General features: G+C 69.0%; 23 protein-coding genes and 1 tRNA gene. 8 read left to right on the top strand and 16 right to left on the bottom strand.

Going from position 1 to position 23372, the window contains the following annotated elements; all coding sequences use genetic code 11:
* Positions 1-334: 334 nt before the first annotated feature.
* The 4 genes from ABIA38_RS18675 to ABIA38_RS18660 form a co-directional block, all read right to left on the bottom strand.
* Positions 335-517 (bottom strand): DUF397 domain-containing protein, encoded by a 183-nt coding sequence (locus ABIA38_RS18675; protein ID WP_424639812.1) that lies wholly within the window; start codon positions 515-517, stop codon positions 335-337.
* Between the two features lie 2 nt (positions 518-519).
* Positions 520-702: a DUF397 domain-containing protein gene (locus ABIA38_RS18670; protein WP_424639811.1), complete on the bottom strand. Its 183-nt coding sequence runs from the start codon at positions 700-702 to the stop codon at positions 520-522.
* Between the two features lie 143 nt (positions 703-845).
* Positions 846-1025, bottom strand: coding sequence for a DUF397 domain-containing protein (locus ABIA38_RS18665; protein ID WP_424639810.1), 180 nt, complete (start codon positions 1023-1025; stop codon positions 846-848).
* Positions 1022-1849 carry a helix-turn-helix domain-containing protein gene (locus ABIA38_RS18660; protein ID WP_424640056.1) on the bottom strand — a complete coding sequence of 276 codons (828 nt, stop codon included), beginning with the start codon at positions 1847-1849 and terminating at the stop codon, positions 1022-1024. The genes ABIA38_RS18665 and ABIA38_RS18660 overlap by 4 nt, the downstream gene beginning before the upstream one ends.
* A gap of 413 nt (positions 1850-2262) precedes the next feature.
* Between ABIA38_RS18660 and ABIA38_RS18655 the strand changes: the two genes are divergently transcribed.
* From ABIA38_RS18655 to ABIA38_RS18640, 4 genes are all read left to right on the top strand, one after another.
* A complete protein-coding gene (locus tag ABIA38_RS18655; protein ID WP_424639809.1) occupies positions 2263-2568 on the top strand; it encodes a hypothetical protein in 306 nt (101 codons plus the stop codon).
* A 192-nt stretch (positions 2569-2760) separates the two neighbouring features.
* The gene (locus ABIA38_RS18650) at positions 2761-3651 is read left to right on the top strand and encodes a phosphotransferase family protein (RefSeq protein WP_424639808.1); all 891 of its coding nucleotides are present in this window, start codon (positions 2761-2763) and stop codon (positions 3649-3651) included.
* Between the two features lie 125 nt (positions 3652-3776).
* The gene (locus ABIA38_RS18645; RefSeq protein WP_424639807.1) at positions 3777-4268 is read left to right on the top strand and encodes a hypothetical protein; all 492 of its coding nucleotides are present in this window, start codon (positions 3777-3779) and stop codon (positions 4266-4268) included.
* A 458-nt stretch (positions 4269-4726) separates the two neighbouring features.
* Positions 4727-5527 (top strand): hypothetical protein, encoded by an 801-nt coding sequence (locus ABIA38_RS18640; protein ID WP_424639806.1) that lies wholly within the window; start codon positions 4727-4729, stop codon positions 5525-5527.
* 54 nt (positions 5528-5581) lie between these two features.
* On the opposite strand, the gene ABIA38_RS18635 is transcribed toward ABIA38_RS18640, so the two are convergent.
* From ABIA38_RS18635 to ABIA38_RS18615, 5 genes are all read right to left on the bottom strand, one after another.
* Positions 5582-5652, bottom strand: a tRNA-OTHER gene (locus tag ABIA38_RS18635).
* A gap of 170 nt (positions 5653-5822) precedes the next feature.
* Positions 5823-6959 carry a methyltransferase domain-containing protein gene (locus ABIA38_RS18630; protein WP_424639805.1) on the bottom strand — a complete coding sequence of 379 codons (1137 nt, stop codon included), beginning with the start codon at positions 6957-6959 and terminating at the stop codon, positions 5823-5825.
* Between the two features lie 309 nt (positions 6960-7268).
* The gene (locus tag ABIA38_RS18625) at positions 7269-8120 is read right to left on the bottom strand and encodes a helix-turn-helix domain-containing protein (RefSeq protein ID WP_424640055.1); all 852 of its coding nucleotides are present in this window, start codon (positions 8118-8120) and stop codon (positions 7269-7271) included.
* Positions 8120-8629 (bottom strand): DUF6879 family protein, encoded by a 510-nt coding sequence (locus tag ABIA38_RS18620; RefSeq protein WP_424639804.1) that lies wholly within the window; start codon positions 8627-8629, stop codon positions 8120-8122. The genes ABIA38_RS18625 and ABIA38_RS18620 overlap by 1 nt, the downstream gene beginning before the upstream one ends.
* The gene (locus ABIA38_RS18615; RefSeq protein WP_424639803.1) at positions 8607-8834 is read right to left on the bottom strand and encodes a hypothetical protein; all 228 of its coding nucleotides are present in this window, start codon (positions 8832-8834) and stop codon (positions 8607-8609) included. The genes ABIA38_RS18620 and ABIA38_RS18615 overlap by 23 nt, the downstream gene beginning before the upstream one ends.
* A 582-nt stretch (positions 8835-9416) precedes the next feature.
* On the opposite strand from ABIA38_RS18615, the gene ABIA38_RS18610 reads away from it, so the two are divergent.
* On the top strand, positions 9417-9809 hold the full coding sequence (locus ABIA38_RS18610) for a hypothetical protein (protein ID WP_424639802.1): 393 nt from the start codon (positions 9417-9419) through the stop codon (positions 9807-9809).
* Positions 9806-12271 (top strand): DUF4132 domain-containing protein, encoded by a 2466-nt coding sequence (locus tag ABIA38_RS18605; RefSeq protein ID WP_424639801.1) that lies wholly within the window; start codon positions 9806-9808, stop codon positions 12269-12271. The genes ABIA38_RS18610 and ABIA38_RS18605 overlap by 4 nt, the downstream gene beginning before the upstream one ends.
* Before the next feature lie 372 nt (positions 12272-12643).
* On the opposite strand, the gene ABIA38_RS18600 is transcribed toward ABIA38_RS18605, so the two are convergent.
* On the bottom strand, positions 12644-13126 hold the full coding sequence (locus ABIA38_RS18600; protein WP_424639800.1) for an iron chaperone: 483 nt from the start codon (positions 13124-13126) through the stop codon (positions 12644-12646).
* A gap of 358 nt (positions 13127-13484) precedes the next feature.
* Between ABIA38_RS18600 and ABIA38_RS18595 the strand changes: the two genes are divergently transcribed.
* Together ABIA38_RS18595 and ABIA38_RS18590 are read left to right on the top strand one after the other, a co-directional pair.
* Positions 13485-13793 (top strand): hypothetical protein, encoded by a 309-nt coding sequence (locus ABIA38_RS18595; protein WP_424639799.1) that lies wholly within the window; start codon positions 13485-13487, stop codon positions 13791-13793.
* A gap of 72 nt (positions 13794-13865) precedes the next feature.
* The gene (locus ABIA38_RS18590) at positions 13866-15377 is read left to right on the top strand and encodes an FAD-dependent monooxygenase (RefSeq protein WP_424639798.1); all 1512 of its coding nucleotides are present in this window, start codon (positions 13866-13868) and stop codon (positions 15375-15377) included.
* Between the two features lie 123 nt (positions 15378-15500).
* Here ABIA38_RS18590 and ABIA38_RS18585 read toward each other — a convergent pair whose 3' ends face one another.
* The 6 genes from ABIA38_RS18585 to ABIA38_RS18560 form a co-directional block, all read right to left on the bottom strand.
* A complete protein-coding gene (locus ABIA38_RS18585) occupies positions 15501-16325 on the bottom strand; it encodes an alpha/beta fold hydrolase (RefSeq protein WP_424640054.1) in 825 nt (274 codons plus the stop codon).
* 289 nt (positions 16326-16614) lie between these two features.
* On the bottom strand, positions 16615-18102 hold the full coding sequence (locus tag ABIA38_RS18580; RefSeq protein WP_424639797.1) for a hypothetical protein: 1488 nt from the start codon (positions 18100-18102) through the stop codon (positions 16615-16617).
* Positions 18103-18619: 517 nt separating this feature from the next.
* The gene (locus tag ABIA38_RS18575) at positions 18620-19744 is read right to left on the bottom strand and encodes a nitronate monooxygenase (RefSeq protein ID WP_424639796.1); all 1125 of its coding nucleotides are present in this window, start codon (positions 19742-19744) and stop codon (positions 18620-18622) included.
* Positions 19745-19914: 170 nt separating this feature from the next.
* The gene (locus tag ABIA38_RS18570; protein ID WP_424639795.1) at positions 19915-21072 is read right to left on the bottom strand and encodes a thiolase domain-containing protein; all 1158 of its coding nucleotides are present in this window, start codon (positions 21070-21072) and stop codon (positions 19915-19917) included.
* Positions 21069-22193, bottom strand: coding sequence for a lipid-transfer protein (locus ABIA38_RS18565; RefSeq protein ID WP_424639794.1), 1125 nt, complete (start codon positions 22191-22193; stop codon positions 21069-21071). Before ABIA38_RS18565 ends, ABIA38_RS18570 begins: the two co-directional genes overlap by 4 nt.
* 62 nt (positions 22194-22255) lie before the next feature.
* Positions 22256-23251: a Zn-ribbon domain-containing OB-fold protein gene (locus tag ABIA38_RS18560; RefSeq protein WP_424639793.1), complete on the bottom strand. Its 996-nt coding sequence runs from the start codon at positions 23249-23251 to the stop codon at positions 22256-22258.
* Between the last annotated feature and the right edge of the window lie 121 nt (positions 23252-23372).

Here is a 23372-nt window from a genome sequence, read left to right as displayed (position 1 = left end):
CGGTTGCAACTCGGGCGGTGCCAATGGGGCGTCGTGCTGGGGCGGTTGGGTGTCCGTAGGTCGTAGGGTCCGATGGGCGGGGAGTTCGACGGTCGGTCAAGTGGCCGGGGCTGATCGGCGTTTGGGCTGGTCGGGCCGTTGGTGCGGAGATCCGCTGGTCGGGGGATCGGCGTTCTGGGCTACTACTGGGCCGGCCGCCCCTTCGGGGCGGCGGCCGGCGTCTGGCGAGGTTCCCGGATCCGATCTCGGCGAACGCTGGACTCTGTGCCGCCGGATGCCTCCGATTGCAACCAAAGGAAGAAGCCCCCGGAGCCGGGGGCTTCTTCCTTCGTCGCTACCGTTTGAGTGCGTTCAGCAGCTCGCGCCACGCGGCCGGTCCGGCCTCCAGGTGGCCGCGATCGCGGTCCTTGGTGTCACGTATGCCGGTGGAGGTCGGCAGTGGCGCTACCTCAACACAGGCATCATTGGACTGTGACCGGCTAGACTTTCGCCACGTATGCGCATCGATGGCGCCCATCTCTACCGCTTGAGTGCGTTCAGCAGCTCGACCCATGCGGCCGGGCCGGCCTCCAAGTGGCCGCGACTGCGGTCCTTGGTGTCGCGTATGCCAGTGGAGGTTGGAAGCGAGGCCACCTCGACGCACGCGTCGTTCCCGCTCGAGGCTGCGGATTTGCGCCACGTGTAGTTCTCGATGCTGGTCAAAGCACATCCAATCTATCCGTGATCATTCGTCGCGACTCGTCTGCCTGGGATTTACGCTGGTCCGGCCATTGGACTTCCCTGTCGTAGTACACCTCCGATCCTGATCAATGAAAGAAGCCCCCAGGTCGGAGGCTTCTTCACGTTTACTGTTTGAGTGCGTTCAGCAGCTCGCGCCACGCGGCCGGTCCGGCCTCCAGGTGGCCGCGACTGCGGTCCTTGGTGTCACGTATGCCGGTGGACGCTGGCAGGGGCGCTACCTCTACGCAGGATGCATTGCCGTTGGAGTAGCGCGATTTGCGCCATGAGCGCTCGTCGATGTTCACAGGACACCCAATCTTTCCATTATCATCCGCCGCGATTCCTCTTCGGATCTCGCTTCCGCGCGGTAGCGATCCACGTCGCGGCGGTATCGCCGTACCGTGCGCTCGTCCTTCAGTAGCTGCGTGCCCGACTGGTACTCAACAAGTGCCACTTGGTTGCTTTCGGGGGTGTCGAGGATTGTGACCCCGCCCAGAAATGGAACCGCTTCGGCCGAACTCGGCACGATCTTGAGGCTCACATTCTCCAGATCGCTTAGGTCAAGCAGGTAGCGCAACTGCTCTTGCAATGCTACAGGGCCGCAAAACGCGTGTGTTAGTACTGCCTCGGCCAGCGTTGCAGTGAGTTGCACGCTGCCGTCTGTAATGACGCGTCGTCGCCCCAAACGGACTTGCAGCAGAGCATCGGCGTCGTCAGGGTCAGGTACGAACGAGCTGAGCATGATCGTCGCAGTGGCATACCCCTCGGTCTGCATGGGCCCCGGTACGAGAGTGGACGCTGCGTGCATAGTGGTAGCGATCGACTCCAGATAAATGAGTTGTTCGTACTCCGGCACGAGTACTTCGTGATATCGCGCCCACCACTCCACGGGCTCGTAGTGCGCACCACCGGCAAGGCGGTCCAGGCGCATACGCTCAACTGGCGTCAGGTTGAGGGCTTGAGCAACTGCACATAGGTGTGATTCATCAACTTTGGCCTTCCCGGTTTCAAGACGGGACAGGGTGGATGCATCCCACCCGGCCAACCGTGCCACGTCCTCCTGTCGCATCCCGGCCGCCTTTCGTAGGCGGCGAAGTTCGGAGCCCACATCGCCCGGCTGGTTTCTCATCGTTGCCCTCGCCATCGCATCCTGACTCAAGTCTGTGGCATGACTGGCGCATAGCTTGCCGCAAGTGCGTTTGCGTGTCAGCGTTCATTGTGTCACGAGTTCTTGACTCTCCGTGATTTTCATCCGTCTCGTCCGGAGGTCGAGCGCACCGCCAACTGCGGGCGAGAGGTACTGACATGCACCAGATTCGGTCGGACCCAGTGACGACACCACCCACCCAGGGGGTGTGGATCCGGGACCGTCTCACCGGCCTGTGCGGCATCTGCGAGTCCAGCACCGGTCAAAGCGTCTGCGCCCGCACCCTGGGCGGGACCGAGTTCACCGCCCGAGTGGGCGACGTGTCCGTTCTCTCGGCCGCCGCTGCTGCCGAGGCCGTCTACACCCCGCCCGTCGGGCCAGCGAAAGGGTCGCCCATGACCGAAGACCGGACAACAATCCGATTCACGTCGTCCGTAGACCACCCCGCCGAGTTGAGGCCAGCGGTCATATCGCCCCAACTGGCAGGCAGGCAGCCCGAGTTCGCTATCGGCGACCCGGTGCGGCGGCACGGTACGCGGTGGCGGGACAGCGGGGAGATCATCGGCATCCGGAGTACCGACGCCGAGCCGATCCACACCGTTCGCCGCTGGTCCGACCGGTCCCTGTACGACGCCACGGCCGCCGAGTTGATCCACGACCCCGACGAAATCCCGCTCCGGGAGCCTGACGGGGCGTCATGACCAGGTGGGCGGGTACTCGATTCCAGGCGACGCCCGCCCACCTGCCACACCACCAGTCCGAAGGACGGCAAGGTGCAAGACGAAGAATACAGAGCACGTTCAGCTGACCGGCCGGCAACAACCGCGACCGGGGACCCGCCGCGTCGACGTCCATCCCGGCAGCTCCTCGGCCCGCCGCGTACCGAGAACGACGTGCCGCCGGACCGGCCATTGCGCGTCGACCCGGGCAACTCCGCAGGCGCCGACCGCGAATCGGAGCCGGTCCCCACCGACACCACCCCCCGCCGGTACACGTGGACGGAGCTGCCGGCAGAGCTGCGGGCCGCCATCGAACAGGCGGCGGGCCGGGTGACCGCCGTCGAGACTCCCACCGATGCCTACACGAGTTCGTTTGCCGCCGTACTGAGCACCGATCGAGGCAGGCCGGTCTTCGTCAAGCTGGCGAACCGCGTCGACAACGCGAGGTCGGCCGTCAGCCAGGCGCAGGAGAAGGTGGCGGCGATGCTCGGCTGCGGCCCCGCCGCGCACCTGCTCGACGTTCTCTGCGTCGGCACCTGGTCGGGGCTGCTGTACACGGTGGTCTCGGGCCGGTCCGCGAACTACGCACCGGGATCTCCGGACCTGCCCCTGGTGGCGGCGGCCCTGCGTCGCGTTAACGCCATCCGGCCGGCGGCCGGTACCCGATTGCCCACGTTGGTGGATCGCATGGCGCGCTACCTCACCCCGCGCGATCGATCACTCCTGAGGGGAGACAGCCTGCTGCACCACGACCTGTCACCCGGAAACGTGCGCATGCACAACGGAGAAGTGGTGCTGCTCGACTGGGGCCGGGCGACGATCGGGCCCCAGTGGGTCGAAGGTGCGGGCTTGTACATGTGGCTGCGCGAGGCAGGGCACTCCGCGGACAGCGCCCGCCAGTGGGTGATCGAGTCGTGTCCAAGCTGGTTTGCCGGCTCGCTCGCCGCGCGCCGAGCCCTCCTGCGGGCGGCGCGGGCCGAAAACGTGCGCCCGGCCGCCGAGTTCGACATGTGGGCCGAACTGCTGGATCCGCTGGAAGCCGGCCGGAGGGGTGCGAACGCATGACCGGACCAGGCCACCCGAGCGCCGATCCCTGCGGCGGGACCACCGGTTTGGCTGGGTATCGCCCTCGATGGTCAGGCCGTCGACCAGCTCTAGACTGCTGACTCTCCCCACGGAAGGACACCTCTGTGCGCCCTACTCGCTTCACGCCCTGGCTGCAAGAGCGGCTGATCGAATCCGGCAGCGTCGCCCAAGTGCAGACGCGTGAAGAGGCGGGGGAGCCTGCCTCGCCCAAGCGGGGGCCCTACGGCCTGCTGCTGACCCTACGAAACGGGGCCGTCGTCGAGGTGGGGGTCACGGCGGAGTCGTCACCGGGAGACCAGTACAGCGAACCGGAAACCGTGGTGGAGGGTGAGCCAATGGCGCCCCTGTCGGCGCCCGCGATCGACGGCGCCAAGGTACGGACCGCCGAGCTCGAAGCATTCCTTGCCGCCCTGATCGCCGAATCGTCCGAGGTGGCCGCCATCCGCCGATTCTCCGAAGCGGAGTCTCCCGGGGCCGTCCCGTACGGGTTGTCCGTGCGCTACCACTCCGGCGCGAAGATCCGGGTGAACTTCGTGACGGCCCACAGCTCCGGCCAGCGGCCGGGTCCGGACTACACCCTGCCGGACAGCGTCTAGCGCGACCCCTACAAGGAACGGCGCGTGCCCACTGGTCAACTTCAGGAGGTATAGGTATGGCACCCACGCACAAGTGTCCGGTGTGCAAGCAGCGGATGGGGGTCAACGCCGAGGGCAAGGTGGGTCCCCACTCGGAAGAGGGCAACTCCAACAAGCTGTGCTCTGGTAGCGGGCAGGCAGGCCAGTCGTTGTAGGTGAACCAGCACCCCCGGTCGGAATCGGCCGGGGGTGCCTCCGATTTCGGCCGCAGCGACCTTCGTTGCGGTGGTGGTCGCAGCAGCCGCCCGTCCACTGCGGTGGGTTCGAGCGTCACTCGACAGGGTGATTGACGTGGTTTGGTTGACGCCTGTGGACTGGGCGCAGCCGTATGTATCCATAGACAAACGCAAAGCGGCCCTCGCCGGTGCAACGAACACCGGGCAGAGGGCCTGACCACCGCGAGGAGCGTGACCCTCACCATGGCTGACATCAAGACTATCGACGCCCCTGCCCCGATCGACGACTCCGCCGCCCGCGTGTTGGCCCGTTATGGCCACCTCGAAGGGCGCGCGTTCGAGGCCGCCGTCCGCTACGAGGCGATGCCGTCCGGCACGCCGCTCAGCATCGACATCATTCGGCAACTGCTCCGGGTGGGCCGCCACATCGCCGCCCGCGTGCTGGGCGAGCTTATCGCCGGCGGCCTCGCCGCCGGGCGTCGGCTCCGGGACGGCGTCACCGGGCGGATGGCGGGCCGACGTACCGACTGGATCGGGCCGAGGGTGGCCGGGCGGGGCGCGGCGGACCGCGTCGAGGAGCCGCCCGAGGGTGTTGCGGCGGCGCACGACGAGGCGTTCGCGCTGTTGTGTTCGCTGGGTGACGTAGATCCCCGACTCGCCTTCCGGGAACGGGATTTGCGGACTCTGGTACCGCTTGTCGTGGACCGGCTCGCCGCCGGGTGGACCGTCGCCGAGCTGCGTCGTACGCTCACCCGCGACCTGCCTCGCGGTCGCCGGATCCGTACCGGCTTCCTGCACTACCGCCTCACCAACGCCACACGTTCCGGGCACGGGTCGACCACCGCTGCCGTCCCGGCGGCCCGGCAATCGCCGCCGCGCCTGGTCGAATGCGCCGAATGTGGCCGCCCCAACCGCGACTTGGCCCCCGGCGACCTGTGCCGGGAGTGCCGTGCCGCATCGGATCCTCGGGCCGTGGGGGCCATCGAGCTGCCGGACCACCTGGCCGCCCGATTGGTTCGAAGCGGCGGACCGGAAGTGGGCTGACGGGGAGGGGAGTCCCCGCACCCGTGAGCCCCCGACCCTGTGGTTCCGATCGAGCCGGCATGGCGGGTGCCGCCCCCGCGCCCTCCGGGTAGGAGCCCGGTGCTCTGCTGTTGAGCTACATGCCGTGGTGGCCGCCCACGATATACCGCTCGGCGGTTCGGCGGTTCGGCGACGCCGGACCGGACGCCGGGGCCTGGCCATGGGTCGGCCGCATCACCCCCGCCCACACCGGAGTTCGCCGCGTCGTCGGCGGCGGAGGGCGGCGCTCTTCGGCGGATTCGGTCGATCCGCAGTGTCAGGCCGGCAACTCGCGGTCGGGTGATTCGTACCAGACCCGCTCCTCGACGGTATCGCCGCCGCGTACGGTGACGGTGAGCCCGAACCGGTCGGCTGCCGGCCGGCCCGCGGCCGACCATCGGGCGTGGGCGGTCTCCACCTCGGTCCATAGGTCGCGGGGGCCGGCCTGGTGTACGACGGGGGTGTCGCCGCCGGCGGGGAAGAGGACTTCGGCGAGGGAGTGTTCGCCATTGCCGGAGTCGCGGCCCGAGCCCTCCCAGCCGTACAGGTACATACGCTCGGCGTCCCAGATGTCGGGCATGCAGTTCGGGACCAGTAGTCCGAGGATGAACTCCACGGCCGGGTAGGTGACTTCGGCAATCGTGAGTGCCGGGGTGGAGGTGCGCGCGGTGCGCTTCCACGTCCCGGGCCAGTGGGCGTCCGGAAACTCGGCCCGCTGGGAACGCAACTTCATGAACGACAGCCCGCCGAGAAACGCCCCGATCGCCCGATTCCCGGCGGCCACGGTAAGCCGAACGGCCTGGTCGTCCGGGCTGTAGTCGGTCCCCCACGGCATAACCAGTACGCCGCCGGGCACGGTCTGCTCGATCCAGGCGGCGGGGACACGTCGGACGCCGGCGGTGACATGGACCCGATCGAACGGCGCGCTCGGCGGATGCCCGAGTGTGCCGTCGCCGGCCACGACGGTGACGGATTCGCCGTACCCCGCGCGCCCGATCGCGTCCCGGGCCCGAGCCGCGATCGCGGGATCGATCTCGACGGTGGTGACGCGGGCGCCGCGTGCGGCCAACAGCGCCGCTGTCCATCCGGTCCCGGTGCCGATCTCCAACACCCGCATTCCGTCGGCGAGTTCGAGCGCCGCGAGTTCGACGGCGACGGCGGTCGGCGCCGAGGCCGACGAGGAGGCCAACTCCCCGGGCCCGTCCCCGACATGCGCCCCGTCGTCCCACTGGGTCACGAGCGCGATGTCCTCGGCGACGACGGCACTCCAGGCACCCGGATCCCGACCACGATCGACGACCTGCCCGTACCCGACCCCGTCCCGATAGGGCCAAACCCGCCCAGGCACGAACCCGTCCCGCCCGACAGCCGCGAACGCCTTCTCCCAACTCGCCGACAGCACTCCGCTCGACACGAGACGCTCACCAATCGGCACGTTCACTTGTCACCGTCTTTCCGGTGATCGCCACCACCCGGCGGCGGGGGAGTGTCGGGTGTCGGCTTCGACGGCTTCCGATCCTTGGGACTGATCGGCCGCTCGTCACTTCCCGGCGGGGTGCCATGATTTCCCATTGCCGTTCCTCTCATGTCGGTGTCGAAGTCGCGACTTGGGCGCGGAGCGTGCGATACCACTCGCCCGGAGCCGGAGCCGTCTGTTGCCATGCCTTCGACGGTAGAAGGGGCCGGGTCGGTGCCCAACGAACGTGCGCAAACTTGCGCGGATTCACCCGAGCGAGTCGATGGCAGCGGTGATCCGCGATCTGGCAGCCGCGCCGTATACCGCCGGTTCGGCGAGTCCGGCGAACGTCTCGGCGTACATGCCGATCTCGCGTGGCTGGGTGATGGTCAGGAAGGCGGACACCAATTCGACGTTGACCTGTTCACGGTCGAAGATCCAGAAGTCCTCGACCGGCCACAGTGCCGTCCGATTCGCCGTCAGCGGGACGATGCCGAGGCTGATGGAGGGCAACGACGTGAGCGTGATCAGGTGGTTGAGTTGTTCGACCATCGTCTCCGCGCCGCCGATGCGGTGCCGCAGGACGCTCTCTTCCATGACGATCGCGAAGCGGCGTCCGCCCTCGTGGATCATTCGCTGTTTGTCCATCCGCACCGCCACCGCCGCCTCCAGATCGTCGGGGAGCGCCCGCCGGTCCCGGATCGCGGAGAGCAGGGCGCGGGTGTAGGCCCGGGTTTGCAGCGGACCCGGGACCAGCCACGACGAATAGGTGCGAAACCACCGGGTTCGTTCCCACAGCGGCAACACCGACTCCTGCGCCGGCCGGAGCCCGGATCGCTCCATCCGCTGCCACTCGACGTACATTCCCGCTATGCCGCGCGCCACCGCGATCAGGTCGGCCGTCTGCCCTCGTGCGTCGCACAGTTCCGTCCAGACTCGGATGTCGGCATCGGATGGTGGAGTACGGCCGTGTTCGATGCGCGAACACTTGGACTCGTGCCACCCGGCGAGTCCGGCCAGTGCGCGCGCCGTCAGGCCGGCGTCCTTCCGGATCTCCCGCAGCCGCTGCCCGAGAGCCTGGCGCGCCTGTACGACGCTTGACGACGAGGACACAACGATCAGCTGGGCCGGTAGTCCTCATGTGGCGTGGCCCGTTCCCACACGGCTTCGAACGCCCCTTTGCACAGCGCGACCGTGGTCGGGTCGGCCACCACTTCCTCGCCAGTCATCGTGCCGTCGCCGGCGAAGTGGTTGAACAGCACCAACTCGCCGTCGAACAACCAGAAGTCGGTGCCCGGCAGGGCGAGGCCGGCGGCTTCGCGGCGGGCCAACCAGCGGACCTCTTCGCCCGCCTTGATGTTGTGTCCGGCGGTCACCTCGTACTCGTAGCGGATGTAGTCGCCGACCGGCTCGGAGACGACCCGGGCCCGTTGAATCCGTACGCCCCGGGCAACGGTCTCGGACACCAGGTCGAACCAGAACCGCCAACGCACGGCCGGATCGAACCGCGCACCGGAACGCCAGGCGCGAAAGTCCGCGTCCCTGGCGTATTCGTCGCGCAACTCCAGGTGCACGGCGGTGTGTTGAACCGACCGGAACAACTCCTCAAACTTCGACACCGCCGCCACCCTGAACCTCCGGGAAAAACTGCATCATCCGTCGCGGGAACTCGATCACGGTCTCATGCTCGGGCACATCCATGGCGGCCAACCGATCGGCGTCGGTGACCTTCCAGGACTGGAACACGTAGGTATCGGTCTCGTCGTCGTAGTAGAGGGTCGGGCTTCCGTTGTTCGGGCTCTCGGGGTCCTTGCCGAGCCTGTGCAGCGCCATCGTCGCCCCCTGGGTCTTCGCGTCATGGTTTGACGCACACCTGGCACGAGCCTGCTCGATGGTTCACGCACGAACCAGTTACTTGCACGAACTTGCATGGGAGCGGTCGAAGGGCCTGGTCCGTGCGGACAAGCTCCACGAGCGGCTTCAGTTGCTCGGGTGTGGTACGGCCCTCCGCGGATCGTCACCGTGAAACTCGACGCGCCCTTGGCGCGCCGTCCGCTTGTCCACACGAGGCTCCTGGACGATGTCGCGCGAGAGTTTGCGGGCTGGGAAACGGCAGGCGTGTCAGTAATGAGCCCTGGGGGGGTGATGTGACATCACCGAGACGTTGGTCGCCTGCACTTGGATCCCGCAGCACCGAAAGGCCGGCGCTCCTCGCGGCGCCGTTAACAAGTAATCAGGTTCACCGGGTTGGGGGCCCGCGCGCCCGGGATACCACCGGCGCAGCCCGCTCCGGGGATGCCGGCGAGCTGGGCAGTTCCTTCGGACCGGTCGGCCAAGGCATGGTGGATTGGCTCCAGCAGTCCTGCATCACTCTGTCGGACATCGGTGTCACCGTGCGCCCGTACTGTTCACGGCATGGCATTCGTGATGTTCGTCGACGAGACGACGGCGGGAGACCGGAGCGACGGGTGGGGGCTGGAAATTCTCGAGGAGAGGCTCACCGTACGTGAGTTGATCCGGCGCAGGGTGTTCCAGGAGGTCGCCGAGTACAACGCGAAGGCGCCGCAGGTTTTCCAGGGGCTGGTGCAGCCGCCCGACGCCGAGCGGATGCTGAACGGGTACGCGCTGCGCACGCCGCGCCGGATCGATCCGGAGGTGCAGAGCGAGCTGGCACTCCGGGCGTTCGCGGGCAACGGCTTCCTGGTGCTGGTGGGGAAGCGCCAGGTCACCGACCCGGAGGAGGAGATCGAGTTCGGGCTCGGCACCGAGGTCACGTTCCTGAAGCTCGTTCCGCTGGTGGGGGGATGACGGTGGTGGACTTCCAGGAGATCACAGAGTTGGTCCGACAGTACGTAGGGGAGGCGGATGGCCTCGCCGTCGAGCTGCTGAAGCTGGGAGCCGGGAGGAACACGGGCTTCTGGGACGGACGGTGGGACGGTGTCTTCGCCGAGTTGCGCGCGCTGCCGTCCGAGGCCCGGACCGCGCTCGCCGACGCGCTGGTCGGGCAGTACCACTCGGCCGAGGCCGGCCCGGTCGTCCGCGACAACGTGCTGATCCTGCTGGGTACCGTCGAGCACGGTCTGCCCGGCGACCGGCTTCAGGCGGAGCGCCTGGAGCGGCTCGACGAGCTCGGCCAGAGGAACTCCGCGCGGTTCAACGGCCATTACCTGTTCCTCGCCGAGGCCGAACTCAGGGCCGGCCGCCCCCTCGCGCCCGAGGTTGTGGCCGTCTTCCGACGCTCGGCCCTGGAGCCCTACTGCGGGAAGCTGCTCGTCGAGTTCGCCGGCACGCTCACCGAGCCCGTCCTCAACGTCGGTGAGGCATGGGCCGAACAGGCCCTGCGGGACACCCTGGACGACCCCGGCCGGCGGGCGCTCCTGCGGCACGCGACGACCGCCACAGCCACCAAGCCCTCCCGCCTGTGGGAGCAGCGGGCCGAAAGCCTGATCCTCCCCCTCGGTGCCGACCGCGTCCGGACCACCCTGCTGCCCTGGCTCACCCTCGTCGGCCGCCGCACCTTCGCGCTGAACGGTGAACTCCTCGGGCCGGACGGACACAGCGCCTACGACCCGTACAACGCCAACGCCCTTCGCGGACTGACCTGGATACTCGCCCTGCTGCCCGCCCATCCGGACACCGCCCGCGCCCTCGGCGCGCTGGTCGAGACCTCCCTCAGGAAGATCCCCGGGCTCGGTCCGCGCAACCCGAAGGTCGCCAACGCCGCCACGACCGCGCTCTCCCGCATCGACGGCGAGGCGGCCCTCGCCGAACTCGCCCGCCTGGCCACCCGCGTGACCTACAAGGGCACGCTCAAGCTGCTCGACACCGCGCTCCGGACCCGGGCCGAGGCGCTGGGCCTGTCCCGCGAGGAGATCGAGGAACTTGCCGTCCCCTCCTACGGGTTGACCGGGGTCGGCCGGGCCGAGCCGCGTCTGGGCGAGGTCACGGCGGTCCTGGAGGTCCGGGGCACCAGGGTGTTCCTCGGCTGGCGCAACGCCGCGGGCAAGGAGGTCAAGAGCGTGCCCGCCGCCGTCAAGCGCGACCACGCCGAGGAGCTCAAGGTGCTGAAGACGGCGGTCAAGGACATCGACAAGATGCTCTCCGCCCAGAGCGAGCGTCTGGACCGGCAGTTCCTCGGCCGCCGCACCTGGCCGTACACCGCATGGCGCGAGCGGTATCTCGACCACCCCCTGGTCGGCACTCTGGCCCGCCGGCTGCTGTGGACGGTCGACGGCACGACCGTCGGATTCGCGGACGGCGAACTGCGCACCCTCACCGACCACCCGGTGCGCGAAGGGAGCGAGGTCCGGCTCTGGCACCCGGTGAGCCACGAGTCCGCCCAGATCGTGGCCTGGCGTGACTGGCTGGAGCGGCACGAGATCACGCAGCCGTTCAAGCAGGCCCACCGCGAGGTGTACCTGCTGACCGACGCCGAGCGCGCGACGGGGACGTACTCCAACCGTTTCGCCGCGCACGTCCTGCGCCAGCACCAGTTCCACTCCCTGGCGTCGATCCGGGGGTGGCGCAACAAGCTGCGCCTGATGGTCGACGACTCGGCCCCGCCCGCCACCCGTGCGCTGCCGCAGTGGGGGTTGCGCGCCGAGTACTGGATCCACGGGGAGGGCGACGAGTACGGAGACGACACCACCGTGTCGGGCAGTTACCTGCGTCTGACCACTGACCAGGTCCGCTTCTACCCGATCGACGCGCCGAAGAACGAGGCGCACTGCGACGGCGGTGAGTATCGCATGTGGCCGGAGGCCGGCGCCGAGCCGGTGGAGCCCGTCCAGATTGCCGAGGTCCCGCCGCTCGTGCTGTCCGAAGTCCTGCGCGACGTGGACCTGTTCGTGGGCGTGGCCAGCATCGGCAACGACCCGACCTGGCAAGACGGCGGACCGGAGGGCCGCTTCGAGGGCTACTGGAGGTCGTACGGCTTCGGTGCGCTCGGCCAGGCCGCCGAGACGCGCCGCACGCTGCTGGAGCGGCTCGTGCCCCGGCTGGCGATCGCCGACCGCTGCACCGTCGAGGGCCGCTTCCTGCACGTGAAGGGCGAGCGCCACACGTACAAGATCCACCTCGGCTCGGGGAATATCCTGATGACGCCGAACGACCAGTATCTGTGCATCGTCCCGAAGTCCGACGCGGCTGCCTCGCAGACCGGCTATCTCCCCTTCGAGGGCGACCGCATGCTGGCCGTGATCCTCAGCAAGGCGATGATGCTGGCCGAGGACACGAGGATCACGGACCCGACGATTCTGAGCCAGCTGTAGTGCTGTGACCGCATACGCTCGCCGGGTTGCTTGATCACGCGGCGAGGACGGGCCTGCCACCCGAGCGCAGGCCCTTTCTCGCTGCGGCAGCAGGGCTGCGGCTGCGCTGGGCTTCGCGCGGACGAGCAGCACGATCGCCACGGCCGAGCCGCAGACCGCGAGCAGCATCGGCAGGGTCCAGGCGCGCTTCAAGACGACACAGGCTATCGGCGGGGCGGGTTCGGCGGATCGACAACCCGCGGCGCGCGGCCCCGGTGGGGCCGCGCGCCGGTGTTCCTGGGCCGGGAGCGTCCCTCGAAGGTGTCCGGTTGCTTCGCTCGGTCGGGCCGTGCGGCGGGCTCGCGTCGCGTTCGAGGAGGGAGGGACCCGGCTTCAGCCGGCCGCCTTCTTGATCAGTTCGGCGATCCGGGCCTCGTCGGCGGTGGTCGGCTTGGTCAGGGCGAAGGCGGTCGGCCACATGGTGCCGTCGTCGAGATGCGCCTGGTCACTGAAGCCGAGGGTGGCGTACCTCGACTTGAACTTCTCCGCGCTCTGGAAGAAGCAGACGACCTTGCCGGCCCTGGCGTACGCGGGCATCCCGTACCAGAGCTTCGGCGCGAGGTCCGGCGCTTCGGCCCGCACGATGGCGTGGATCCGCTCGGCCAGGACGCGGTCCGCCTCCGGCATCTCGGCGATCTTCGCGAGCACCTCGGCCTCGGGGTCCGCCTTGGCCCCGCGTGTGCCGCGGCGCGAGGCAGCCTTCAGTTCCTGGGCGCGGTCCTTCATCGCGCTTCGTTCCTCGGGCGTGAAACCGTCGTACTTCGTCTCGTCGGTCGTTGCGCCCGTGCTCTCGGTGGACTTCTTCGTGCCATTCATGGCGGCTCGGTTTCCTTTGTTTCCGGTGGGACCGGATCGGATCGGGTCATCCCAGGCTATGGATTCGCTGTGGGGGTGGCTTCTCCAAAACTGATCGGAGGCAACCCGGGTCAACCCGTGTGGGGGTGTCGGTTGGCCCGTCCGGGTCGGTCGATGCTCATGGTCCGGAGGCTGGGGAGCCGGCGGCTTGGCCGTCGAGCACCCGGGGCGCGGCGGCGCGGAACGCAAAAAGGCGAGGAGATATCGACTCCTCGCCATAACCAACATATAGCGCACCCGGGGCCTTGCGGCAAGGCCCCCGTCATGCCGCAGAATCATCGATCTCGGCCCGAACTTGGGTCGGATTTCGATGAAATGGGTGAGTCGCGTAGTGCATGTGTTGTTGTCGAGGTATGAGTGGTCGCGCGGGGATGTCGAGCCCGGCCTCGGCGCCGCGTACGACCGCCCGACGTCGACCGCCGGGTTCCTGTCCGAGGCGCTCACGACGGTGCCGACCGCCGGGACCCGCGCCCGGGCCGCCACCCGGCCCGCCGCCCGGACCCCTGCCCGGGCCGCCACCCGCGCCGCGGCCGTGGCCGGCGCGATCCCTGCCGACGGGGCGGCGCCGGTGGCCGCGAAGGCGCTGCTCGACGCGGTGGTCCGAGGCGGGCCGCCCGGATCCGGGTGAACCGCGCGGGAGCGCCGAGCCGGGGACCGTCGCCCGGGAACAACCAACGCCCTTTCGAAATACGGAGTTTCCATGATTGACGTGATCGTCGTCGGCAGCGGACCGACCGGCCTGATGCTGGCCACCGAGTTGCGGCTGCAGGAGGTACAGACGGTCGTGCTGGAGAAGTCGGCCGAGCCGAACAAGCAGTCGCGCGGGCGTGGCCTGCACACGCGCAGCTTGGAGATGCTGGACCAGCGCGGCCTGCTGGACCGGTTTCTCGCGGTCGGTGAGAAGTTCCAGATCGGCGGCTTCTTCGGCGGCATCCTGAAGCCGTGGCCGAACCGGTTGGACACGGCCCACCCGTACAGCCTCGCCATCCCGCAGCTGGTCACCGAGCGACTCCTCGAGGAGCGCGCCGTCGAACTCGGTACCGAGATTCGGCGCGGCTACGAGGTGGTGGGGCTGCGCCAGGACGAGGACGGGGTGACCGTCGAGCTGGCGGACGGTACGCAGTTGCGCTCGCGCTACGTCGTCGGCTGCGACGGTGGCCGCAGTGCGGTACGCAAGTTGCTCGGCGTCGCCTTCCCCGGCGAGCCCGCCAAGGTCGAGACGCTGCTGGGCGACATGGAACTGTCCGAGGATCCGGCGACGATCGCCGCCATCGTCGAGGCGGCCCACAAGACGCACCTGCGGTTCGGCGCCATTCCGGAAAAGGACGGGGACGAGGGGGTGTACCGCGTCATCGTGCCCGCCGACGGCGTCGCCGAGGACCGGACGACCGCGCCGACCCTCGACGAGTTCAAGCAACAACTGCGGGCGTACGCGGGCACCGACTTCGGCGCGCACTCACCGCGCTGGTTGTCCCGGTTCGGCGACGCCACCCGGCAGGCCGAGCGCTACCGGGTCGGCCGGGTGTTCCTGGCCGGCGACGCGGCGCACATCCACCCGCCGACCGGCGGGCAGGGGCTCAACCTGGGTGTACAGGACGCGTTCAACCTCGGCTGGAAGCTGGCCGCCGAGGTCCACGGCTGGGCGCCGGAGGGGCTGCTCGACAGCTACCACGCCGAACGGCACCCGGTGGGCGCCGCCGTACTGGACAACACCCGCGCCCAGATGACGCTTCTCGGGAACGATCCGGGTGCGGTCGCGCTGCGGGAACTGCTTTCGAAGCTGGCGGACTTCGAGGAGGTGAACGGGTACATCACCGGGATGATCACCGCGGTCGACATCCGCTACGACTTCGACGCCCACGCCCACGCCCACGCCCACGCCCACGCCGACGCCGACGCCGACGCCGACGCCGACCGCGGCTCCGGCGGCAAGGGCCACGAACTCCTCGGCCGCCGACTGCGGGACGTGCAGCTGAAGCAGGGCCGCCTCTACGCCCTGATGCACGGCGGGCGCGGCATCCTCCTCGACCAGACCGGCCGACTCTCCATCACCGGCTGGACCGACCGAATCGACCACATCATCGACACGAGCGAGGAACTGGACGCCCCCGCCGTCCTGTTGCGCCCCGACGGCCACGTGGCGTGGGTCGGCGACGACCAGGCGGCCCTGCTCGCCCACCTGCCGAGGTGGTTCGGCGCGCCCACCGCCTGAGGCCGCGGCGGCGGCCCGACCGGGTGGGGCGTACATCCGCCCAGGCAGGTCGAGGCGATTCATCGTCGTCCGGCAACCTCGCCGCCGTCGGCGAATGCTCGATTCCTTTGCTCGCTTCCTTGTTCAGGCGAGGAAGCTCAAGAGGGCCGCGGTGAGTTCGGCCGGGGTGTCTTCCTGGACCAGGTGGCCGGCGCCGGGAAGCAGTTGCAGTTCGGCCGCCGGGATACGCGATGCCAACTCGTGCGCCTTGGCCACCGGGATCCAGCTGTCGTTCTCTCCCCAACACACCAGCACGGGAAGGGAGATGGACTCGTACCGTCCTTGGATCTCGTCGGTGAAGTGCTGGTCGGCCTGCGCGATCTGGCGGTAGAAGGCTCGTTGGCCGTCGTCACCGAGCCAGGGTTCGACAAGGCGTTCGAGGGTCGCCGGATGGAGCCCCGGGCTGCTTGCCGAACCGACGTATTCGCGCACGAGCGCTCGGTGCAGATTGGGCGGCAACTGCTCGAAGACCGCGAAGTGCTCGCCGACCAGGCGAAAGAACGGTGAGCCCCAGGGGGCCAGGGCGACCGGATCGACCAGTGCCAGCCGCCGATAGCGTGCGCCGTGCAACAGATGCGCGCGCAGGGCGACGGCGCCGCCGAAATCGTGTGCCACGACGAGCGGCTCGGACAGCCCCCAATGGTCCAGCAACTCGGTGAAGACCCGGCCCTGAGCAGCCAGTGAGACGTCCTGTCCGTCGAACTTCGCCGACGCACCGTAGCCGGGCATGTCCCAGACGAACACCTGATGAGACGCGGCGAGCGCGCGGGCGACACCACGCCAGACGTAGGAGGAGAAGGGCGTGCCGTGTAGCAGAACCACCGGCGCGGCGGCCGGATCCCCGAGCCGATCCCAGCGCACCTTGCCCGAGGCGCTGTCAAACGTCCTGCTCAGTTCCCAGTCAAGCAACGTGCGCACCCTTCCCGTGTGCCGCCAGGGCTTGAAGACACGCCCTGGCCACTTCGATAGCCACTCCGATGGCCACTCCGATCTTGACACCTCGGTTGTCGTGATGACGGACGGGCCGGTGTGGCGGCGGCTCGGCTGCGAGCCGTCGGCCGCCCGGCGTAGGTGGTGGTGTGCGCTTCGTGGTGGGCCTGGCGCCAGGCCGCGCCCGGCCCACCTGGCTCACCCCGCCACCAGGCCGCGGCCCGGCCGCAGCGGCAAAGTCCGCCCCGGCCGCGCGCCGCGTCGATTCCTAGACCTTCCGTCCCTCGGTGTCGGTCTCCGCAAGGATTGTTCCGGTGACGGCAAGATTCCCTTTGATTGCCACCCCGCCCATACCTTTGCCCGCCGAGATGTAGTTGAGTTTATCGATATGGACGAAAATGCCATCGTGGAGCTCCACTACGCCCTTGATATCGCCGCCACCGGAAACCGATAGCCCATTGTTGACCAGTACCCCGGTGTCACTGGCTTCGAGCGCCTGCTCGCCTCCTTCGCTGACCTTCATCCCTCCTTCGACGACCAGGCGGCCCTTCACCTTCCCCTGGCCGGCGAGCAGTTCGTCCACGTCGGCTTTTCCGGCCGTGAGGGTGCCCAGGTCGTTCTGTCCGTCCCGGATCTGCACCCCGGCCTTCGGGAAGTCGATCCACCCGTCGTCGGAATTGCGGCCATGTACCGACCCGGTGTCCACCCGATCCACCTCGACCGAGCCGGCCGAGAGGATACCCAACAGCGGCTGCCCGTCCCGGTGTACGTGCAATCCGGCCTTCGGGAAGTCGATCCACCCGTCGTCGGAATTGCGGCCGTGCACCGACTCGGTGTCCACGCGGTCCACCTCGACCTTGTCGGCCGCGACGGTCCCCCATCCGCCCGCCCCGTTGCGGATCTCCACCCCCGCCGCGGTGAAGGTGACACGGCTCTTGTTCGGTGTCCCCTCGACCCACGGAGTGCGCGTCCCGCTGTCGAACTCGGGAACGCGTGCGTGGACCGTGGTGGTGAAAAAGTATCCCTGCTGCTGTTGCCCGGCGCTGGTCGTCCCGGCGATAAGCGTGTAAGTGGTGCCTCGCTTCGGGGCGGAGGCGGGTGACCAGGTGAAGGATTGCCGAATTACCCGAGGTCCCGGGGCTGCCGACTGGGCAAGTACCTCGTTCCCCTCCGGGTCACGGATCCAGTAGTCGAGATTGTCGGGCCCCTCCCACCTCAGTACGACGTTCGCGCCCGCGTCCACGTCCACCAATGAATTCTTTTCCGGACGGAAGTTGCCCGGGATTTTCGGAGCTTGCTTCACCAGCCCGAGCGTGGTGACGAAGTCGGCCTGCCGAATGGGTATGTTGTTGTCACCGCCGCCGGACCTCTCGTGTATCTCAAGGAGGACCAATCCCTCCGCGCCGGCAACGGGTATGTCTTCGAGCACCAGGACGAACGACCGATGGGCAGGCATGGCCAGCCTCCGCACCGAGGGGTCATGCGCCCGGAAGCGGCCGAGCGTACTGTCCCAGCCGAAGACCGGATTCTGCCCGGACACCGTGTAGTTGCTGTCGATACGCGCGCTGATCGCCGTGGGATTGCCGGTCAGGTCGCCGGCGCCGCCGCCGACCGGGATCTCCACATCGATGAATTCCCATGTCACGTCGGACTGGTGAGTGTTGGAGACGATCACGTACACCGTTCCCACGGACGGTGCCCCGGGCTGCGACGCCTGCAGCGAGGTCGGATCCGTGATGACGGTGTAGTTCAACAAAGACGGCACGGTGAGGACTCCCTACCTTGGCGTTGCACACGATGCGGGCGGAAGGCGCGCAGTGGAGGTCGGTGCCGGCAGGTACCGGCAGGTGCCGGCTCGGTGCGGTGACAGGTTCGGGCGAGAAGCCGGCCCAGGGGAAGAATGACCCCGGCGGGCGGTCCGGAAGCCACGATTGTGCACAACTGGCTCGAACCGAGCCCCTGGCGGCCGAAACCGAGGCAGTGCGATCACCGCGGCCGGCAGCGCCGGACCGGAGTGGATCCGTAGTGGTTCTGGAGTGGCTCCGTAGCGGGTTCCGTAGTGGTTCCGCCTGTTGGTGGCGGCGGAGGATACCGGGTCGGCGGGGTCGACGTACCGAAAACGCCCGACTCGCGGAAATATCCGGACAGTTCGCGGTACCCATAGGCGCGGGACCGGTGTCACTCACTCCCGTGGCCCGCCGACCGCCGGGCCGTGCACGCGAGTCCTCCCGCACGCGCGGCCCGGCAGGTCTCGGCCGGATCGATCGCCGGGCTCAGTCGTCGGCCAGGAACGCGCTCAGCCGCTCGGTGGTCTCGATCCACTCCTCGACCAGGGACAGTACGACCTCCTGGGTCGGCCGGACCCGGTCCATCATGCCGACCACCTGGCCCACCGGCCAGCCGTTGAGCTCCTTGTTCCGGGTCCGGGTGAACCGCCGGGACGCCGCGTTGTAGATGATGCCCTGGAGCGGCATCGGCAGCGGGTCGGGATTGGCCGGGTCCTCCCACGCGTCGGTCCACGCGCTCTTGAGTTGGCGAGCCGGCTTGCCGGTCATCGCGCGCGAGCGCACGGTGTCCGTGGACTTGGCCTCAAGGAGGTTCTGCACCGCCACCTCGTGTGTGTCGCCCTCGGCGACGGTCAGCCACAGACTGCCCGTCCACACCCCCTGCGCGCCGAGCGCGAGGGCGGCGGCCATCTGCCGGCCGCTGCCGATGCCGCCGGCCGCGAGTACCGGGATGTCCGGCCCGACCGTGTCCACCACCTGCGGGATCAGCACCATCGTGGAGATCTCGCCGCAGTGCCCGCCGGCCTCGGTGCCCTGCGCGACCACCACGTCCACGCCCGCCTCGACCTGCTTCTGCGCATGCCGGGGACTGCCGCACAGCGCGCCGACCAGGACACCGGCCGCGTGGCACGCGTCGATGATGTCGGCCGGCGGCGGGCCGAGCGCGTTGACGAACATCTTCACCAGCGGGTGCTTCAGCGAGACCGCGATCTGCGCGCGCGATTCCAGGTCCACGTTCAGCCCGGCGGCCTTGATCGGCCGATCGGCCAACTCGGCGGGCAGCGGCGGGATGCCGTGGTTGTCCAGGAGTTCGTCGACGAACTTCCAGTGTTGCTCCGGGATCAGCTTCTCCAGGTTGGCGGGCAGCGCGGCCTCGCCACCACCCTTGCCGATGTAGGCCATCGGGATCGCCAGGTCGACGCCGTACGGCTTGCCGTCGGTGTGCTCGTCCAGCCACGCCAGTTCGACCTCGAGCTGCTCGGGATCGAACGCGAGCGCGCCGAGCACGCCGAAGCCGCCGGCTCGGCTGACCGCCGCGACCACGTCACGGCAGTGGGAGAACGCGAAGATCGGGAAGTCGATCCCGAGCTTCGCGCAGATGGGGGGCTTCATCGCCAGAACCTCCGGTCACCGGGTGAAGGCCCCAGAATAGGAAGGCTCCTTGACCAAATCAAGGTCAAGGAGCCTTACCATTTCCGAAACTGTTGGGGGTTGCCGGGGTCGCCGGGGTCGCCGGTGGTCCGGGGTTGCCGGGGTCCGGTGGTGCCGGGGGCTGCCGGGGCCTACGGCTTGTCCGCGCCCACCGCCCACATCGCGAAGTACTGCGCCGCCGCGCCGTACGCCTGCGCGAGCGCCACCTTCGCGCCGTCCACCTGGTGCTCCCCGGCCGCGCCGCGCACCTGGAGGGCCGCCTCCAGGAAGCGCAACATGCCGGACGCGCCGATCGGGTTGGAGGACAACACGCCGCCCGACGGGTTGACCGGGAAGTCGCCGTCGAACGCGGTCTCGCCCCGGTCGACCATCTTCCAGCCCTCGCCCACGGGCGCGATGTCGTGGCCCTCCAGCCACATCGGCTCGTACCAGGAGAACGGGACGTACAACTCGGCCACGTCGATCTGCCGACGCGGGTCGGTGATGCCCGCCTGCCGGTACACGTCCCACGCGCAGTCGATCCCGGCCTGCGGGCGGATCGGGTCGCGGCCGTTGAAGGACGACGGCTCGGAACGCATCGAGGTGCCCAGGATCCAGGCGGGCGCCCGCCCGTCGGCCGCCGCCGCGTCGCCGCCCGCCTCGTCGGTCAGCACGATCGCGCCGGCGCCGTCCGAGGACGGGCACGACTCCAGGAAGTGCAGCGGGTCCCACATCATCGGCGACTCGCGGACCTTGTCGATCGAGATGTCCTTGAGCTGGAGGTGCGCGTATTGGTTGCGCAGCGCGTTCTGCCGGTCCTTGACCGCCACCTGCCAGCCGATGTGCTCGGGCGCCCCGGACTTCTGGATGTACGCCCGGATCCACGGCGCGAACGCGCCGCCCGCGCCGATCGACCCGGACTTGCCGCCGCCCAGGCCGAATTGCGCGTTGCCCTCGGACTGCTTCTCCCACGCGACGGCCAGCACGCGGGTGTGTACGCGGCTGCTGATCAGGTGCGAGGCGACGATCGCGGTCGAGCCGCCGACGCTGCCGGCGGTGTGTACCCGAAACACCGGCTTCCCGGCGCCGCCGAGCGCGTCCGCCAGGTAGAGCTCGGGCTTCATCACGCCCTCGAAGATGTCGGGTGCCTTCCCGATCACCACCGCGTCGATGTCGCTCCAGGTCATCCGCGCGTCGTCGAGGGCACGTTGCGCGGCCTCGCGGACCAGCCCGGCGATGGACAGGTCGTCGCGCCGCTTCTTGTGCTTGGTCTGGCCGATGCCGACGACGGCAACGCGCTCATGGGTCATCGGGTCTCACCTTTCGAGGCGGTGTCGCTGCCCGGGGCGTCCGCTTCCAGGACGCAGACGAGGTTTTGTTGCAACGCCGGGCCGGACGTGGCGTGGCCGAGGGTGCGCGAGCGGCCGTTCAGCAGGATCTGGTCGGCCGCGGCGGCGATCCGGACCAGGCCGGTGGCCATCAGCGGGTTGCCGGTGAGCGCGCCGCCGGAGGGGTTGATCAGTACGTCCTCGGCCAGGCCCAGGGACTGCCGCAGGATCACCTCCTGCGCGGTGAACGGCGCCATCAGCTCGGCCACTTCGACACCCGCCAAGCCCGCCGCACCGCCCGCGCGCTCCCCGGCGAGCCGGGTCGAGCGCGAATCGGTCAGGTCGCGCAGCGCCGGGTTGTGTACCTCGCTGCGGTGGTCGAGACCGGTGATCCAGGCGGGGCGCGCGGTCAGTTCGGCGGCGCGCGGGCCGCGGACCAGGACCACCGCACAGGCGCCGTCGGAGATCGGCGGCAGGTCGCTCCTGCGCAGCGGGTTGCGCAGGTAGCCCTCGGCAAGCAGCTTGTCCACGTCCTGCTCGGCGTTGCGTACCTGCTGGTTCGGGTTGGCCGCCGCGTCGCGTCGCGAACGGGCGGCGATCTCGGCTAGTTCGCGTTCGGTGGTCCTGCCCGACTCGAGCAACTGGCGGGCCTGGAGGGCGGCCAGCGAGACCGGGTCCAGGCCGAGCGGCGCGAGGTAGTACGGGTCGAGTTCGAGCGGGTAGATCGCGGCCGGATCGCCGGTGGAGGACTTGCCCGAGCCCATCGCCACCGCGATGTCGAGGTCACCGTGCCTGAGCCGGACCCAGGCCTCGTACATCGCCCAGGCGCCGTCCATCTCGACGTGCGACTCGTGGATCGGCGGCCACGCGCCCATCGCGTCCAGGTTGGGTACGAAGGAGAACGTGCCGCCGGAGATGTAGTCGCACGATCCCTGGCAGCTGAACCCGATGTCGGAGCGCTTCAGCCCGACCTTGCCCAGGGCCTCGTCGACGACCGTCAGCAACATCTCGGTCTCGGTGAGCTCCTGCCGGCGTACCGCCGGGAGCTGCGCGGTCGCGACGATCGCGATGTCGCCGTCCTGCCGCTGCCGCTGCTGCCGCACTGCCGTCTCCCTTGTCTCGCCCGGCTGTTGGCCTGCCGGGCCTGGCTTTTGACGCGCCGTCATCAGAAGACCCGGTTCAGGTATTGCTCGGCGGGTTCGTCCGGCTCGCCGGTGGGCCGCCAGCCCTTGATGAAGCCCGCGACCGTGCCCCAGCCCTTGCTGGTGATCTCGGCGGCGTCCCGCTCGGCCTCGGGCATCCACTCCGCCTGGACGTGCATGCCGACCCGGATCTCGGACACCGGGAGGTCCAGGATCTGCTGTTGCGCGATCACCATCTCGTCGCCTTCGAGCACGACGGAGGCCCGGGCGAACGGCTCGGTCTCCTGCTGCCCGGGGTACGGGGTGGGGGTGATGATCGTGTAGTTCGACACCACGCCGCGATCGGGCAGCACCTCGTCCAGTTCCGGGCCGAGCCGGATGGCGTCCACGGAGCAGTAGCCGCGCCCCAGAAACACCCGGTTGCACTGCGGACAGCGCTGCCCGGTCAGTCGGCCGGCGCGCAGGTTGTTCGCGTAGCGGACCAGGGTGGGCGAGAGGACGTCGGTGTAGGTGATCTTGGAGAAGTACTCCATCGTCGTCACGTCCTGCGCCGCGCCGGGCTCGCCCTCGGGGGCCTCGGCCCGCTCGCCGGGGACGAAGCAGACGATGTCGTCGATCCGGCCCACCGGTTCGTCCCGCCAACGCGGCGCGACCCGCATGCCGGTGTGCACGGCGTCCTCGGCGCCCGCGTCGAGCACGTGCACCAGATCGGTGTCCGCGCCGTCCAGGCGGACCAGCACGAAGGCGAACGGCCGGTCCAGCGGGTGCGATTCGATCGGCTGGGCGACCCAGGTCCAGGACCGCACGGTGCCGACCGGGCCCACCTCGACGAAGTCGTGCGCGAGTTCGTTCCCGGTCTCCGGGTCGTACTCCATGGGCGGCACGATCACCCGCTCACCGGACCGGATCCCGACGATCCGACGGGCGGTCAGCTCCGAGAAGAAGCGACCCATGACCGGTCCGAGTGTGCGCTTGTACGGGAACTGGATAGTACTGACGGTCTGTGTCGACACGGTCATCCTCTCGGCCTGGGAACGAGATCGGCCACCGGCCGAACGATAGGTAAGGTTCCTTGACGAGGTCAATGGATAACGAAAACCTGTTCTCGGTCCGGGGATGCGTGCGTCGGGTGGAGCCGCG

It is taken from the genome of Embleya sp. AB8 (assembly GCF_049739465.1).
In the GTDB taxonomy this organism is placed as follows: Bacteria; Actinomycetota; Actinomycetes; order Streptomycetales; family Streptomycetaceae; genus Embleya.
Note: the sequence above shows the minus strand (reverse complement) of the source record. Positions and strands in the feature narration are given on the sequence as shown.